Source organism: Streptomyces kaniharaensis (assembly GCF_009569385.1).
Taxonomy (GTDB): Bacteria; Actinomycetota; Actinomycetes; order Streptomycetales; family Streptomycetaceae; genus Kitasatospora; species Kitasatospora kaniharaensis.
The window spans coordinates 5,084,590-5,100,465 of record NZ_WBOF01000001.1; the positions used below are offsets into that span (position 1 = coordinate 5,084,590).

Annotated in this window: 12 protein-coding genes; 4 read left to right on the plus strand and 8 right to left on the minus strand. The window is 71.6% G+C overall.

Annotated elements, in window-relative coordinates:
• Window positions 1–141 precede the first annotated feature (141 nt).
• From F7Q99_RS22830 to F7Q99_RS22840, 3 genes are all read left to right on the plus strand, one after another.
• Window positions 142–1,587 (plus strand): CoA transferase, encoded by a 1,446-nt coding sequence (locus F7Q99_RS22830; protein ID WP_230210292.1) that lies wholly within the window; start codon window positions 142–144, stop codon window positions 1,585–1,587.
• Between the two features lie 31 nt (window positions 1,588–1,618).
• A complete protein-coding gene (locus F7Q99_RS22835; RefSeq protein WP_153464315.1) occupies window positions 1,619–2,260 on the plus strand; it encodes a DUF6461 domain-containing protein in 642 nt (213 codons plus the stop codon).
• An 87-nt stretch (window positions 2,261–2,347) separates the two neighbouring features.
• Window positions 2,348–4,174, plus strand: coding sequence for an NAD(P)-binding protein (locus F7Q99_RS22840; protein WP_153464317.1), 1,827 nt, complete (start codon window positions 2,348–2,350; stop codon window positions 4,172–4,174).
• A gap of 153 nt (window positions 4,175–4,327) precedes the next feature.
• Here the strand turns inward: F7Q99_RS22840 and F7Q99_RS22845 are convergent, their stop codons facing one another.
• The 7 genes from F7Q99_RS22845 to F7Q99_RS22875 all read right to left on the minus strand — a co-directional run bounded on the left by F7Q99_RS22845 (window position 4,328) and on the right by F7Q99_RS22875 (window position 12,628).
• Entirely contained in the window at window positions 4,328–5,113 is a 786-nt protein-coding gene (locus tag F7Q99_RS22845) for an enoyl-CoA hydratase (RefSeq protein ID WP_153464319.1), read from the minus strand.
• Window positions 5,114–5,317: 204 nt separating this feature from the next.
• The gene (locus F7Q99_RS22850) at window positions 5,318–6,355 is read right to left on the minus strand and encodes an enoyl-CoA hydratase/isomerase family protein (protein ID WP_153464321.1); all 1,038 of its coding nucleotides are present in this window, start codon (window positions 6,353–6,355) and stop codon (window positions 5,318–5,320) included.
• 143 nt (window positions 6,356–6,498) lie between these two features.
• Window positions 6,499–7,719 (minus strand): fumarylacetoacetase, encoded by a 1,221-nt coding sequence (gene fahA, locus F7Q99_RS22855; protein WP_153464323.1) that lies wholly within the window; start codon window positions 7,717–7,719, stop codon window positions 6,499–6,501.
• Window positions 7,716–8,573, minus strand: a complete 858-nt coding sequence (locus F7Q99_RS22860) for a hypothetical protein (RefSeq protein ID WP_230210293.1) — start codon at window positions 8,571–8,573, stop codon at window positions 7,716–7,718. The genes fahA and F7Q99_RS22860 overlap by 4 nt, the downstream gene beginning before the upstream one ends.
• Window positions 8,570–9,772: a homogentisate 1,2-dioxygenase gene (locus tag F7Q99_RS22865; RefSeq protein ID WP_153464325.1), complete on the minus strand. Its 1,203-nt coding sequence runs from the start codon at window positions 9,770–9,772 to the stop codon at window positions 8,570–8,572. The genes F7Q99_RS22860 and F7Q99_RS22865 overlap by 4 nt, the downstream gene beginning before the upstream one ends.
• A gap of 75 nt (window positions 9,773–9,847) precedes the next feature.
• Window positions 9,848–11,062 (minus strand): 4-hydroxyphenylpyruvate dioxygenase, encoded by a 1,215-nt coding sequence (gene hppD / locus F7Q99_RS22870; RefSeq protein WP_153464327.1) that lies wholly within the window; start codon window positions 11,060–11,062, stop codon window positions 9,848–9,850.
• A gap of 246 nt (window positions 11,063–11,308) precedes the next feature.
• Entirely contained in the window at window positions 11,309–12,628 is a 1,320-nt protein-coding gene (locus F7Q99_RS22875) for a phosphoribosyltransferase family protein (RefSeq protein WP_153464329.1), read from the minus strand.
• A 400-nt stretch (window positions 12,629–13,028) separates the two neighbouring features.
• Here F7Q99_RS22875 and F7Q99_RS22880 point away from each other — a divergent pair, with 400 nt between their 5' ends.
• Window positions 13,029–14,051, plus strand: coding sequence for a M28 family metallopeptidase (locus tag F7Q99_RS22880; RefSeq protein WP_230210294.1), 1,023 nt, complete (start codon window positions 13,029–13,031; stop codon window positions 14,049–14,051).
• A gap of 77 nt (window positions 14,052–14,128) precedes the next feature.
• Here F7Q99_RS22880 and F7Q99_RS22885 read toward each other — a convergent pair whose 3' ends face one another.
• Window positions 14,129–15,829, minus strand: a complete 1,701-nt coding sequence (locus F7Q99_RS22885; protein WP_153464331.1) for an acyl-CoA dehydrogenase family protein — start codon at window positions 15,827–15,829, stop codon at window positions 14,129–14,131.
• Window positions 15,830–15,876 lie beyond the last annotated feature (47 nt).

The following is a 15,876-nucleotide window of genomic DNA, read 5'->3' on the forward strand; positions in this document are numbered from 1 at the left end:
CGGGGTGCCGCTCCGGCCCCCGTTCGCACCCTACCCGCCGGTCGTCCGTGTTCCATGTGCCGATCGGCAGGGGCCATTTGGCCGTCGGGCTGGTGGCCGGCGTCACGGCGGAAGCCCGGCAGAGGGAGCACAATGCCGGACATGACAGAGCGTCCGATGCCCCCGGCCAGTCAGCGCCCCACGGAGCAAGCCCCGGCCGAACAGACCTCCGCGCAGCAACCCGCCGCCGCGCGCGCCCCGTTCGACGCGCCCACCGCGCACGCCTGGGCCGCCCTCGACGGATCCGCCGAGCTGCTGGAGCGGGTCTCCTTCCACGGCCCCGACGCCGTCCTTCCGTCCGGCCTGCCGGTGCGGCAGCTCGCCCGGGCCGCCGTCGCCACCTGCTCGCTGGCCGCCGCCGAACTCGCCGCCCACCGGAACGGCGGCCCCGTCCCGGCCGTGCGCGTCGACCAGGGCGCCGTCGCCACCGCCTTCGTCAGCGAGCGCCACCTCACCGTGGACGGCCGCACACCCGTCACCTTCGCCCCGCACTCCGGCTTCTGGCGCACCGCCGACGGCTGGGTCCGCACCCACGCCAACTACCCGCACCACCGCGCCCGGTTGCTCGCCGCCCTCGACCTGCCCGCCGACGCCGGGCCCGAGCAGCTCGCCAAGGTCCTGAGCGAGCAGCCGGCCGAGCGGATCCAGGAACGCGCCTACGAGGCAGGGGCGCTCGCCGTGGCCGTCGCGCCCGTCAGTGCCACCTTGCACCCCCTGGTGGAGACCCGAATCGTCGACTCCGGCCCCTCGACGGCGCGCCCGCTCGGGTCCGCGCCGCTGCCCGCCGCGGGCATCCGCGTCCTCGACCTCACCCGCGTCATCGCCGGCCCGGTCGCCACCCGCACCCTCGCCCTGCTCGGCGCCGACGTGCTGCGCATCGACTCGCCCCACCTCCCCGAGGCCGACGACGCCCACGCCGACACCGGCTTCGGCAAGCGCTCCACCCGCCTCGACCTCGCCGAACCCGCCGACCGTGCCACCTTCGAGGACCTCCTCGCCACCGCCGACGCCGTCATCACCGGCTACCGCCCCGGCGCCCTGCACGCCCACGGCCTCGCCCCCGAGGCCCTCCTGGAGCGCCGCCCCGGCCTGATCGTCGCCCAGCTCTGCGCCTGGGGCTGGACCGGGCCCTGGGCCGGGCGGCGCGGCTTCGACAGCCTCGTCCAGGCCGGTGTCGGCATCGCCGCCCACGAGGCCTCCCCGGACGGCGCCCCCGGCGTGCTCCCCGCCCAGGCGCTCGACCACGGCACCGGCTACCTCGTCGCCGCAGCCGTCCTGCGTGCCCTCACCGACCAGCGCACCGGCCGCCCCGGCGGGCGCCACGTGCGCTTCTCCCTGGCCGCCACCGCGGCCTGGCTGCTGCACGGCATCGAGCCCGAAGCCCCTGCCGACCACGAGCCGTACGATCCGGCCCGGTGGCTCACCGAGAGCGACTCCCCCTACGGCCGGCTGCGCCACGCCCTCCCGCCGATCTCCTACGACGGCGCACCCACCGACTGGTCCCGCCCGCCGAGCCGCTGGGGGACCGATCCGGCCACCTGGCTCTGACGGTGTCACAGCCGTCTGGGAGCATCGGGCCATGACTGCAGACGCCACCGACTTCACCTGGTTCGCGAAGCGCTATCCCGTCCTCGGCGAGGGGTACTGCCTGACGCACGTCCAGGGTGTCACCGCCGACGAACTGCTGCGCCGCTTCGACGCCGTCCCGGGCCGGGAGGTCACCGGGCTGGAAGCGGTCGTCGCGGCCTGGGAGACCTTCGACGACGGGGAGGACGAGGAGGCGGAGAACCTGTTCGACGAGGACGAGTACGCGGACCGGCTCCTCGTCGCCGTCACCGAGATCGACGGCTGGGCCCTCGCGGCCGAGCCCTACGGTTACCTCGGCAGTCTCTGGGACGTGCTGCCCCGCCTCGCCGACGGCACCCGGGCGGTCTCACACTTCCGGAACGTCAACGCGGTGGACCACTTCAACTGGTGGGAGGGCGCCACCTGCCGGCTCCACTTCGAGCCGCTGTTCCCGACCCAGCGGGACGGCGCGGACGCCGACGCGCCCGGGATCCCGAACCTGCTGACGGCCAGCGGGTTCCGGCTCGACGACAAGAACCTCGACCTCAACACCGAGGCCGCGTTCGCGCTGGCCGAGCGGCTGACCGACGTCCGCCTCGACGTCGAACGGCTGGAGGCCGCCACGTTCCGGATCGGCTACGCGCCCAGGCCGTGACCGCGCTTGGCGGGCGACGCAATCGGTCAGCCGCCGGTTACCGGAGCGACACCCTCAGAACACCCGCGGTCGATATCATCCGGCGGTATGACTTCTGAAGGGTGGGGGACCCCTCCGGTCGAGCCGATCAGCCAGCACTACATCGTCTGCGGCGGAAACGCGCTGGCCCACCGGTTGATCCTGGAACTCGTCGAACACTACGAAGTGCCCGTCGTCGTCCTGGTGGCGGACCGCAGCCGAGACCACGCGCCCCACATAGAGCAGCTGGCCGGCGTCGCCGCCGTGGTCGAATACAGCAGCATCACCGACGAGGCGCTGCGCGCGGTGTCCATCGGGACCGCGCGCGGCCTCGCCCTCGTCGAGGGCAGCGACCAGGAGAACATCCACGCGGCGCTCAGCGCCCAGGGACACAACCCGAACATCCGGATCGTGCTCCGGATGTTCAACCAGCGTCTCGGCGAGAACATCGAACGCCTCCTCAGGAACGGCGCCGCGCTCTCCGGCTCCGCCACCGCCGCTCCCGCGTTCGCCGCCGCCGCACTCGGGCGGCCCAACTCGGTCGAGGTCGGCGGGCGCTTCCTGCACATCGCCTTCGACGACGCCATCGCCGCGGACCGGCTCTGCATCGTCGCCGACCACATCGACCGCCAGGACCTCAGCAAGATCCGCCTGATGCCCGAACAGGAGGGCGGCTCCGCGGAGTTCGTCCGGCTCGCCACCGAGATCGGGGGCGACGGACCGGTCCGCGTCGATGGAGCCGCCGTCGGCGCGGACCGGAACGCGGACAGGGCCCTGGAGACCGTCGCGGAGACGGGCGGGGTGGCCGCCCTGCAGGCACTGCCCACGGAACCCCGCGAACCGATCGGCTGGGGGCGGCGGCTGCGCTGGCGGGTGCTCGACACGGCGCGCTTCTTCACCAGCGCACGGCTGCGACTGATGCTGCTCACGGCGTTCGCCGCCGTGCTGATGTCCTTCGGTGTGCTCTGGTACCTCAACCGGGACTTCGGCTGGACCCTCTACATCTCACTGCTCGACCTCGCCGGCGCGGCCCAGCCCGACCAGCCCGCCGACATCGCCGCCGGGACCGGGACGGGCGGTGCGTGGCAGCGGGCCGCGCAGGTGGTCATCACCATCTGTGGCATCACCTTCGCTCCGGTCGCCACCGCCATCGTCGTCGAGGTGCTCGCCTCCGGGCGGCGCGGCCAGCCGCGCAACCCGAGCGCGGGCACCCGGGACCACGTGATCGTCGTCGGGCTCGGCAACGTCGGCACCCGGGTCGCCGCCCAACTGCACGAGCTGGGTGTGCCGGTGGTCTGCATGGAGCGCGACCCGCAGGCGCGCGGCATCGCCGCCGTCCGGGCGCTCGGCATACCGCTCGTCCTCGGCGACGGCCCGTTCGAGGAGCAGCTGCGCCGGGCCCGGCTGAAGCACAGCCGGGCCCTGGTCGCGGTCAGCGGCGATGACGCCACCAACCTGGAGGCGGCGCTGGAGGCACGCCACGGCAACCCCGAAGTGCGCGTGGTGGTGCGGCTGTTCGACGACAACTTCGCCGGCCACGTCTACGCCACGCTGGACAACGCAGCGTCGCGGTCCGTCTCCTACCTGGCGGCGCCCGCCTTCGCCGCCGCCCTGATGGGGCGCGAGGTGAGGGGGACCCTCTCGGTGTTCCGGCACGTGCTGCTGATCGCGGAGCTGACCGTGGAGGACGGCAGTGGGCTGATCGGCAGGAACCGGCATGACCTGGAGGACCCGGGCGGCGTCCGGGTGATCGCCGTCCGGCTCGCCCGCAGCCCGCACCTCCAGTGGAACTTCGCAGACCGCACCCGCAGGCTCGGCCCCGGTGACCGGATCGTGGTTGCCGCCACCCGCAGTGGGCTCGCCCGGCTCAACACCGTGCTGGTGGAGGAGGGCTGATGGGGCTGGCGGCTGACCGGGACGGCTGACAGCCGACAGATTTCAGCGAACAGATAACAGATGATGAAATCTGTCAGCTGTCATCCGTTCGCCGTCTCCTGCTGGCTGTTCGCCGCGTCCCGTCGTCCGCTGCCCCGTCTCCCGGTGCTCTCGTCAGCGGTTGATGAAGGACGGCGGGCGCTTCTCCGCGAACGCCGCCATGCCCTCCTTCTGGTCCGCCGTCGCGAACGCCGCGTGGAAGAGCCGGCGCTCGAAGCGGACGCCCTCGGCGAGGGTGGTCTCGAAGGCCCGGTTGACGCTCTCCTTCATCATGATCGCCGCCGGCGTGGACATCGCCGCGACGGTCTCGGCGGTGGCCAGCGCCTCCGCCAGCAGCTGGTCGGCCGGAACGATCCGGGAGACCAGGCCGGCCCGCTCGGCCTCCTCTGCGCCCATCATCCGGCCGGTCAGGCACAGCTCCATCGCCTTCGCCTTGCCGATCGCCCGGGTCAGCCGCTGTGAGCCGCCGATGCCCGGGATGACGCCGAGCTTGATCTCCGGCTGGCCGAACTTCGCGGTGTCCGCCGCCAGCAGGATGTCGCACAGCATCGCCAGCTCGCACCCACCGCCGAGCGCGAAGCCGGCCACCGCCGCAACGACGGGCTTGCGCAGCTCGCCGAGCCGGTCCCACGGGCCCAGCCAGTCGTCCAGGTAGACGTCGGGGAACTGGTTGCCCTGCATCTCCTTGATGTCGGCACCGGCCGCGAAGGCCTTCTCCGACCCGGTGATCATCAGGCAGCCGATCTCCGGATCCCGGTCGAAGGCGGTCGCCGCGGCGACGACCTCGTTCATCACCTGGGTGTTCAGCGCGTTGAGCGCCTTGGGCCGGTTGAGCGTGATCAGCCCGACCCGGCCCTTGCGCTCGACCAGGATCGTCTCGTAGGTCTCGGTCTCGGTCATCGCCGTTGACTCCCATTCCGCTGCTCGGCGCCGCACGGGCGCGCTCTGACCACCCAACGATCTACGACGCGCCCCGCCTCGCGCCAGTCTTGGCATGCGAGACGGTCGTCACGAGTCGGCGTGGGTCGGAACCGAACCCGGATGGTTCCTGCGGGCTCCAGGCGGAGCCGGTCGGACGGGCTCGCCGGTCAGCCCGCGCAGGGGTCAGGCCAGGCCGAGCTCGTCGCCCTCGCGAGGGGCCAGGAAACGAGCCACCTCCGCGTCCGTCACCTCGGCGAGCGTGGCGGGGGACCAGCGCGGGCTGCGGTCCTTGTCGATCACCTGGGCGCGGATGCCCTCGACCAGGTCGTGGCCGTCCAGGGCCGCACATGAGATCCGGTACTCCTGGTCGAGCGCCGCCTCCAGCGACGGGAGCGACCGTGCCCGGCGCAGCGCGGCGAGGGTGACCTTGACGGCCGTCGGCGAGTTGCCGAGGACTAGTTCGGCGGCCTCCTTCGCCTCCGGCATACCGGAGTTGAGCAGCCGCTCGACGATCTTTTCGGCGGTGTCGGCGGCGTAGCAGGCGTCGATCCACTCGCGCGCGGCCGCGAGGGCGGCGGGCGGTGCGGGCTCGGCATGAGCAGCGACGGTCGAGGCCACGTCCGAAGCTTCGGTCAGCGCGTCGAGCAACGCCGGGATCCTCGCCGAGGGGACGAAGTGGTCCGCGAAGCCGCACAGCAGGGCGTCACCGGGGCCCATCGAGCCGGAGGTGAGGCCGAGGTGGGTGCCCAACTCGCCCGGGGCGCGGGCGAGCAGGAGACTGCCGCCGACGTCCGGCACCAGGCCGATCCGGGTCTCGGGCATGGCGACGACGGAACGCTCGGTGACGATCCGCACCGCACCGTGGGCGGACAGGCCGACGCCGCCACCCATCGTGATGCCGTCCATCACCGCCACGTACGGCTTCGGGTAGCGGGCGATCAGCGCGTTCAGCCGGTACTCGTCGCGGAAGAACGCCCGCGCCCGGGCGCCGCCCGCCTTGGCGTCGTCGTGCATCGCCCGGATGTCCGCCCCGGCGCAGAGCCCGCGTTCACCGGCCCCGGTCAGGACCACCACGCGTACGGCGCCGTCCGCGGTCCACTCGTCCAGTGCTGCGCGGACGGCCGTGATCATGCCGTGGGTGAGGGAGTTGAGCGCCCTCGGCCGGTTCAGCACGATCCGCCCGACTCCGCCGTCCCGGTAAACCTGCACCTCGTCGCTCATCGAGCCCGTTCCCGTCCCTCGGTGTCGAAGATCCCTGTCCCTGCCGCCCACCGTACTGGGACAAACAGATAACAGCTGACAGAAGATGAAATCTGTCAGCTGTTATCTGTCATCTGTCGGCTGTCATCCGTTCGTCGCTACTACTACGGCTCGACCCGCCCCGTGACCTCGCCGAAGCCGACGACCGTCCCGTCCGGGCCCGGCGCGGTGGCCGTGATGATCACCTCGTCGCCGCCCTCCAGGAACGTCCGGGTCGTGCCGTCCGGGAGCTTCAGCGGCTCCTCGCCGTTCCACGTCAGCTCGATCAGCGCACCCCGGGTGTCCGGCTCGGGCCCGCTGACGGTGCCCGACGCGAACAGGTCGCCGGTCCGCAGCGAGGCGCCGTTGACGGTCATGTGGGTGAGCTGCTGCTGCGCCGTCCAGTACATCGACGCGAACGGCGGCCGGGAGACCAGGTGCCCGTTCAGCCGGACCTCCATCGCCAGGTCCAGGCCCCACGGCTCGCCACCGCGGTCGTCCAGGTAGGCCAGCGGCTCGACGTCGCGCTCCGGCGGGCTGACGCGGGCGTGCTGGAGGGCGTCCAGCGGGACGATCCACGGCGAGACCGAGGTCGCGAAGGACTTGCCGAGGAACGGGCCGAGCGGCACGTACTCCCAGGCCTGGATGTCGCGCGCGGACCAGTCGTTGACCAGGCAGACGCCGAACACGTGCTCGCGGAAGCCGTCCAGGACGACCGGCCGGCCGAGCCGGGACGGCGTGCCGACGACGAAGCCGACCTCGGCCTCGATGTCCAGCCGGCGGGTCGGGCCGAACGACGGCACCGCGTCGGCCGGCGCCTTGCGCTGCCCGTGCGGGCGCACCACCGGCGTGCCGGAGACGACCACTGTGCCGGCCCGGCCGTGGTAACCGATCGGCAGGTGCTTCCAGTTGGGGGTGAGCGGGTCCGAGCCCGGGCGGAAGATCCGGCCCAGGTTGGTGGCGTGGTGCTCGCTCGCGTAGAAGTCGACGTAGTCGGCGACCTCGAACGGCAGGTGCAGCTCGACCTCGCCCACCGGCAGCAGCGCCGGCGACAGCGCCTCGCGGTACGCCTCGTCGGTCAGCCACAGCGTGAGGTCGGCCCGCACCTGCGTCCAGACCGAACGTCCCGCCGCCATCAGGGGGTTGAGCGAGTCCGCGTCCAGCAGCACGGAGGGCGCCCCGGCTGCGCGGGCGGCGGCCCCGGCGTCCAGGACGAAGTCCCCGATGCGCACGCCGATCCGGCGCCGGCCGGGCTGGTCGTCGGCGGTGAAGACGCCGTACGGCAGGTTGTGCACGCCGAACGGCGAGTCCTGGGCGCTGGCGAGCCAGCTGCGGGGGGTGCTCAACGGTCCTCCTGGGGCAGTGGACTGGGCGACAGCAGGCCGAGCGCGGCCAGGTCGTCCAGGGGTTCGGCGATGCTGCAGGTGCCGAACGCGGTGAACGAGTTGCGGATCACCGTAACCTGACGCTCGCTCAGCGCGAGGACGGCCTTGGCCAGCACCTGGCCGTCGCGCTCCGCCAGCACCTCGGCGGCAGCAGTCCGGTCCGTCTCCTGCGCGGCCAGCAGCACGTTGAGGAAGCCGTGGTGCTCGAAGCCGGTGACCGGATCGGTGTGCCGGACGGCGTGGTGCAGCCCGGCGGTGCACTTGTACGGCAGGCCGCGCTGCGCGCAGCCGGTGAGGAAGGCGGCCAGCTCGTCCTCGCCTGGGAACGCCTCCGCGACGACCCCGCCGGTGCGGAACTTCGCCCGGTAGGGGCTGTCGACCAGCACGTCCAGCGTGTCGTCCAGGCCGTCGCCGCGCAGGAGTTCGCGCGGCAGTTCGATGGCGGCGGGCACGTCCGGTGGCAGCAGCCGGTCCAGTTCGGCGACGGCCTCGCGGGCGTCCCGGGTGGCCAGTTCGACGCCGGCCACCTCGAACGGTGCGGCGGCGGCGAGCGCCGGGCCGAGTTCGGCACTGCCCCCGGGCAGCACGAGCCCGACCCTGAGCGGCTCGGTGCCCGCCACCGCCGCGGCCAACTCGCCCAGCCTGCCCGCTCCGCAGAGGAACGGGCCGACCGCGTCGGCGTACCAGGCCGCCCGGTGGGCGCGGTGCGCGGGCACCGCCTCGACGACCGGCAGGTTCCCCGGCGGGAACACCGCCGCGTCGTCGAAGAGTCCGCGGAACAGCTCGGGGATCAACGGCTCGGAGGCGGCGCTCATCGCCCGGGCCCCCGGCCCGCCCAGGTCCACGCGTAGTTGCCGTCCTCGCTGGCCCGGCCGCCCTCGCCCAGCTCCATCGGGCGGAACGTGTCCACCATGACGGCGAGTTCGTCGAAGAAGTCCACGCCGATGCTGCGCTCGTACGCGCCCGGCTGCGGGCCGTGGGTGTGCCCGCCGGGGTGGAGCGAGATCGAGCCCTGGCCGATGCCCGAGCCCTTGCGGGCCGCGTAGTCGCCGCCGCAGTAGAACATGATCTCGTCGCTGTCCACGTTGGCGTGGTAGTACGGCACCGGGATCGACAGTGGGTGGTAATCCACCTTGCGGGGAACGAAGTTGCAGATCACGAACCCGTTGCCCTCGAACACCTGGTGGGCCGGCGGCGGCTGGTGGATCCGCCCGGTGATCGGCTCGTAGTCCCGGATGTTGAAGACGTACGGGTACAGGCAGCCGTCCCAGCCCACCACGTCGAACGGGTGGTGCGGCACGGTGTAGCGGGTGCCCGAAACGCCGTTCGGGCCACGGTGCTTGACGAGCACGTCGACGTCCCCGGGGGCGTCGACCACGAGCGGGCCGACCGGGCCGCGGAAGTCCCGCTCGCAGTACGGCGCGTGCTCCAGCAGCTGCCCGTACTTGGAGAGGAACCGCTTGACCGGAGTGATGTGGCTGTTCGCCTCGATGCAGTAGGCGCGCAGCGGCTCGTCCCCGGACGGCACCCAGCGGTGGGTGGTGGCTCGCGGGATGATCACGTAGTCGCCCTGGCCGACCTCCAGGGAGCCGAAGACCGTCTCCACCGTGCCGGAGCCGGACTCCACGTACACGCACTCGTCGCCGAGTCCGTTGCGGTACAGCTCACTCGGGGCCCCGGCGGCGACGTACGAGATCCGCACGTCGCCGTTGCCGAGGACGAGGCGGCGGCTGCTCACGACATCCGCGGACTTCCACTCCTGGTCCGCGAACAGGTCGTGGAGCTTGAGGTGGCGGGGGAGCAGGGGATGGTTGGGCACCGTGGACTGGTCCGGCAGCTCCCACGGCACCGCGTTCACCACCGCCGACGGGATGCCCCGGTGGTAGAGCAGCGAGGAGTCCGAGGAGAACCCCTCCTCGCCCATCAACTCCTCGTAGTACAGCCCGCCTTCGGGTGTGCGGTGCTGCGTGTGCCGCTTGGGCGGGATGCTGCCCAGCTGCCGGTAGTACGCCATTTCCCTGCTCCTCCTGGACCGTGCTCAGCCGACCGCGCTCAGAGTACGTCGACCGTGCTCAGAGTTCCCCGACGCTCACAGGTTGCCGCGGGCGTCCTGCTCGCGCTCGATCGCCTCGAACAGCGCCTTGAAGTTGCCCTTGCCGAATCCCAGCGAACCGTGGCGCTCGATGAACTCGTAGAAGACGGTCGGGCGGTCGCCGATCGGCTTGGTGAAGATCTGCAGCAGGTAGCCGTCCTCGTCGCGGTCGACCAGGATGCCGCGCTTCTTCAGGTCGTCGATCTCCACCCGCACCTTGCCGATCCGGGCGCGCAGCTCCGGGTCGTCGTAGTACGAGTCCGGGGTGTTGAGGAACTCCACGCCGCGCGAACGCAGCACGTCCACCGTGGTGAGGATGTCGTTGGTGGCGAGCGCCATGTGCTGGCAGCCCGGGCCGGTGTAGAACTCCAGGTACTCGTCGATCTGGGACTTCTTCTTGGCGATGGCCGGCTCGTTGAGCGGGAACTTCACCCGGTGGTTGCCGCTCGCGACGACCTTGGACATCAGCGCCGAGTAGTCGGTGGCGATGTCGTCGCCGACGAACTCGGCCATGTTCACGAAGCCCATGACCCGGTTGTAGAACGAGACCCACTCGTCCATCTTGCCCAGCTCGACGTTGCCGACCGCGTGGTCGAGCGCCTGGAAAAGGCGCTTGGGAGAGCCCTCCGGGTGCTTGACCTTGCTCTCGGCGGCGACGTAGCCCGGCAGATACGGGCCGTGGTAGCGGGAGCGGTCGATCAGGGTGTGCCGGGTCTCGCCGTAGGTGGCGATCGCGGCGCGGCGCACGGTGCCGTTCTCGTCCGAGACGTCGTTCGGCTCCTCCAGGACGGTGGCGCCGGTCGCGCGGGCGTGCTCGATGCACTTGTCGACGTCCGGCACCTCGAGTGCCAGGTCGACGACGCCGTCGCCGTGGCGGCGGTGGTGGTCCAGCAGCGGGCTGTCCGGCAGGACGCCGCCCTTGATCACGAAGCGGCAGGAGCCGGAGCGGAGCACGAAGGCCTTGCGGTCGCGGCGGCCGGTCTCCGGACCGGAGTAGGCGACCAGCTCCATGCCGAAGACGGCCTGGTAGAACTGCGCCGTCTGGGTGGCGTTGCCGACCACGAACACGACCGCGTCCTGTGCGGTCACGGGGAAGGGGTCGGTGGCCGGGTCGTGCTCGACGAGGCCGACGAGGCGGCGCAGCTGGTCGGCGTCGAGACCGGCCTCGCGCTCCTCGGGGGTCAGCTCAAGGGCGTGGGACTGCGGGGTCATCGGTCGTTCCTCCACTTTGGGCCTCGGCTCTGAGGCATCCGCTTGAGGCGGCCGCGCTGCTTGATCGGTGGGCGGTGCGGCTGAGCGGAGAGCTTGCTCCTGTCCGGATGGTTGGGCAACAGGTCGGGATTTCACTGTTCAATGTGTACAAGCTGAACAGCGAAACCTGCGCTCCGCTGCGCAAAATGTGCTGCTTATCGGAGTTGATTCACGAAGTGTGCGTAACAGGTGCGGACGGGCCGTTCCTCACGTGACCGCAGGTGCGAGGTGGTGCCGGAACCAGTCCCCGGCCAGCTCGGCGACCCGGTCCAGCGTGCCCGGCTCCTCGAACAGATGGCCCGCGTGCGGCACCACCGCCAGTTCACTCTCGCAGCGCAGCCGGGTCTGCGCCTGCCGGTTGAGGTCGATCACCGTGCCGTCCAGGGCGCCGACGATGAGCAGGGTGGGGGCGGCGACCCGGCCCAGGACGTCCGGCCCGGCCAGGTCGGGTCGGCCGCCGCGGGAGACCACGGCGCCGACGGCCGGGCCCAGGGCGGCAGCGGTGTACAGCGCAGCGGCGGCGCCCGTGCTGGCGCCGAACAGACCGAGGGCGAGGGCCCGGGTGGATTCGTCGACGGCAGGCAGGTGCTCGGCGACGGCGGTCAGGCGGGAGCCGAGCAGGCCGACGTCGAACACCTTGCGGCGGTCCGGCTCCTCGTCCTCGGTGAGCAGGTCGAACAGCAGGGTGGCCAGGCCCGCCCGGTTCAGGTAACGGGCGACGTACCGGTTGCGCGGGCTGTACCGGCCGCTGCCGCTGCCGTGCGCGAAGACGACGATGCCGCGAGCGGCGGCGGGGACGGTCAGGTGGCCGGCGAGGCTGACGCCGGCGGCGGGGACGGTCAGTTCGCGGTCCACGGCGACGGGCGCCGGCGGGTGGTCCCCGCGGGCCTCGGCGAGCAGGCGCAGCACCTCGTCGTCGCCGGTCTGGGAGAAGTCGGCGTAGAACTCGCCGATCGCGAAGAAGGGGGACGGGGTGCCCACGCAGACCAGCTCGTCGGCGACCTCGGTCAGGCGATCCGTCCAGTCCCGGGGCGCCACCGGCACGGCGAGCACCACCCGGGCCGCGCCGCGGGCCCGGACGATCCGGCAGGCGGCGCGGGCGGTGGAGCCGGTGGCGATGCCGTCGTCGACCACGATCACGGTCCGGCCGCGCAGGTCGGCGGGCGGGCGGTTGCCCCGGTAGCGGCGGGCCCGGCGTTCCAGCTCGGCGCGCTCCTGCCGCTCCACCTCGGCCAGTTGCTCCTCGGTGACTCCGGCCAGGCGCATCACCTGGTCGTTGAGCACCCGGACGCCGTCCTCGCCGATCGCGCCCATGCCGAGTTCGGGCTGGTAGGGCACGCCGAGCTTGCGGATCACGCAGATGTCCAGGGGTGCGCCGAGTGCAGCCGCCACCTCGGCGGCCACGGGCACCCCGCCGCGCGGCAGGGCGACCACCACGGTCCCGGGGCCGCCCAGGTGCCCCAGGCGAGCTGCCAGCCGTCGGCCGGCGTCGATGCGGTCGGTGAAGTGGGTACCGGTGACGTGCATGGTGCGGCCTCCGAGTTCCACCGTACGTCGGGTGGGCGGGGAACAAGCGGGGCGAACAACTGACAGATGACAGATGACAGATTTCGAAATCTGTCATCTGTTATCTGTCAGTTGTCCTTCGTCCTCCGGTGGGTTCCGGGAACCCGGGCGGGAACGTGAACGGGCATGGCCTTCTCGCGGAGCCGGGATGGGCCTCCGTGGCGGCCAACTGCCGTACCTCTTGACGGCTTCCGAGCCCAGGTCGATCCTCATGGACGCGTCAACCTTGTGGTCGTGACTCCGCATCACCTTGTTCCACCCGGTATCGCCCTGTCCGGCCTCGTGCCCGAGAGCCCTCAACTCCCGCGCGCCCACGAGGTTTCGCCACCCCGTTCTGCCCCACCGGAACCTGGAGCCTCCCTTGACCGAGCGCACCCCGCGCGGATTCCGCCTGCACCGCGCCGCCCTGCCGACCGCCTTGGCCGGACTGCTCGCCGCCGCCCTGTACACCCCCGTGAGCTCCGCCCTTGGCGCACCCGTGCCAGCCTCGACGGTCGCTCCGGCCGTCGCAAAGCCGTTCGCCCCCAAGGCGGTTCCGGATGCCCCCGGCATCCCCGTCGCCAACGTCAAGGCCCATCTCGCCCGACTGCAGTCCATCGCCGACGCCAATGGCGGCAACCGGGCCCACGGCTCCTCCGGCTACCAGGCCTCGATCGACTATGTGAAGGGCCAGCTGGATGCGGCAGGATTTACCACCGCTGTAAAGGAGTTCAACGAGAACGGCACGACCGGCTACAACCTGATCGCCGACTGGCCCGGAGGCGACGCGGCCCACGTCGTGATGGCCGGCGCCCACCTCGACTCCGTCTCCGCCGGTCCGGGCGTCAACGACGACGGCTCCGGTACGGCCGGCATCCTGGAGACCGCGCTGGCCGTCTCCCGCGCCGGACTCAAGCCCACCAAGCACCTGCGGTTCGCCTGGTGGGGTGCCGAGGAGTACGGCATGGTCGGCTCCAGGAACTACGTCAACAACCTCTCGGCCGACGATCGTTCGGCGATCGACACGTACCTGAACTTCGACATGATCGGCTCGCCGAACCCGGGCTACTTCACCTACCGCCACGACCCCGCCCTGGACGCGTTGTTCCGCGACTGGTTCGCCGCCCGTGGCATCAGCACCGAGCAGGACTTCGAGGGCGACGGCCGCTCCGACCACGCCCCCTTCCAGGAGGCGGGCATCCGGGTCGGCGGGCTGTTCAGCGGCGCCGACTACATCAAGACGGCCGGTCAGGCCGCCAAATGGGGCGGCACCGCCGGCCAGCCCTTCGACGCCTGCTACCACGCCGCCTGCGACACCAACGCCAACATCGACGACACCGCGCTGAGCCGGATGGCCGACGCCATCGCCTACGCGATCTGGACGCTGTCGGCCTCCGGCAGCTGACCCCCTCATCGGGAGGACGCAACCGGGGGTGCCGGTCCGCCGACCGGCACCCCCGAGTCTCACCGGGCCCTCAGGACCTACGGCTGCATCTCGTACGCGTCCGACAGCGCCTCGACCCGCGCCCACACCTTCGCCGCCCGCTCGGCGTCGGAGACCGGACGGCGCACGTTCGCGAGCGCCCAGGCGGCCTGCTCCTCCGTCGCCGAGGCCTTCCCGTGCAACTCGGTCGCGTGCGCGGAGAAGTCGCGGACCAGCGCGTCGAAGATCTGGTCCAGCACGTCCGACTCCAGGCCGGTCAGCTCGGCCTGCTCCAGCACCAGCTGTCCGTAGACGATCAGCGCGAACAGCTGGCCGATCTCCAGCAGGAAGTCCAGGTCGGCCTGCTGCTCCTTGCTCGGCGCGTGCTTGAGCAGCAACTCGCAGAAGCCGTCGGCCTGCTCGCGGAAGCGGGCGACGTTGGGCAGGTGCGCGTTCCGGTCGTACGCGCTGCGCCAGTCGTGGAAGCGGATCGCGCCGAGGCCGCGGGCCGGGCCCTGGCGGAACAGGAAGACGTCGTCGGTGGCGTCCAGCCGGGTCGGCACCGGGGCGTAATCCGCCGGGGCGAACAGGTAGTTGCCCATGAACTTGAGGATCAGTGCCAGGTTGACGTGGACGGTGCCCTCCAGCTTCGGCAGGCCGCGGATGTCCTTCGCGGCCTTGTCGAAGTAGGTGTCCGCCTCGAAGCCCTTGGCCGCGATGACGTCCCACATCAGGTCGATGACCTTCTCGCCCTCGGTGGTGACCTTCATCTTGGTCATCGGGTTGAACAGCAGGTACCGGCGGTCCTCGGGAGAGGCGGTGCGGAAGTAGTCGACGGCCCGCGCGCTGAACAGCTTCATCGCCACCAGGCGGGCGTAGGCGTCGGTCAACTCCCGCCGCACGTGCGGGAAGTCGGTGACCCGCTTGCCGTACAGCACCCGGTTGTGGGCGTGCGCGACCGCCTCGTACATGGCGTGCTCGCAGATGCCGACCGAGGCCGTGCACAGGTTGAACTTGCCGACGTTGACGGTGTTCAGCGCGGCGTCGAACGCGGCCTGCCCGGTGTGCAGCACGTCCTCGGCGCGCACCGGGTAGTCCTCCAGCCGGAACTCGCTGACGTACATCTGGGCGTTCACGACGTTCTTGACCAGGTGGTACGCCTCGTGGCGGCTGTCGGCGGCGAAGAAGACGTACCCCTCCGGGCCCTCGACGTCCGAGCGGCGGCCGAACACCGAGACCAGGCCGGCCACGTTGCCGTTGCCGATGTAGTACTTGGAGCCGGTCGCGGTGAAACCGCCCTCGCCGTCCGGGGTGAGGATCATGTCGGTGGAGTAGATGTCGGCGCCGTGGGTGCGCTCGGAGAGGCCGAACGCCATGACGTGACCCTCCGCCAGCAGGCGGGCGGCGCGGGCCCGGACGGCCTCGTTCTCGCTCTGCCAGACCGGTCCGAGGCCGAGGATGGTGACCTGCCAGGTGTACCAGTAGCCGAGGCCGTAGAAGCCGAGGATCTCGTTCAGCTCGGCGATGCGCGCGGTGTCCCAGCGCTTGGCCGGGTCGGCCGCCGAGGGGGTCAGGAACTCCGCGAACAGGCCCTCCTTGGCGGCGAATTCGAGGAAGTCGGCGTACCAGGTGCGGTCGATGTAGGTGTCGATCAGCGCCTTCTTGCCGCGGGACTCGAACCAGTCGACGGTCGCGCGCAGCAGCCGGCGGGTCGGCTCGTCGAACTGTGCGGGGTCGTACGTACGCGGGTTGAAGAGCATCACGGGCTCCCGGGGTCGAGGGTGTGGGGCGACGGGTGACGGATGAC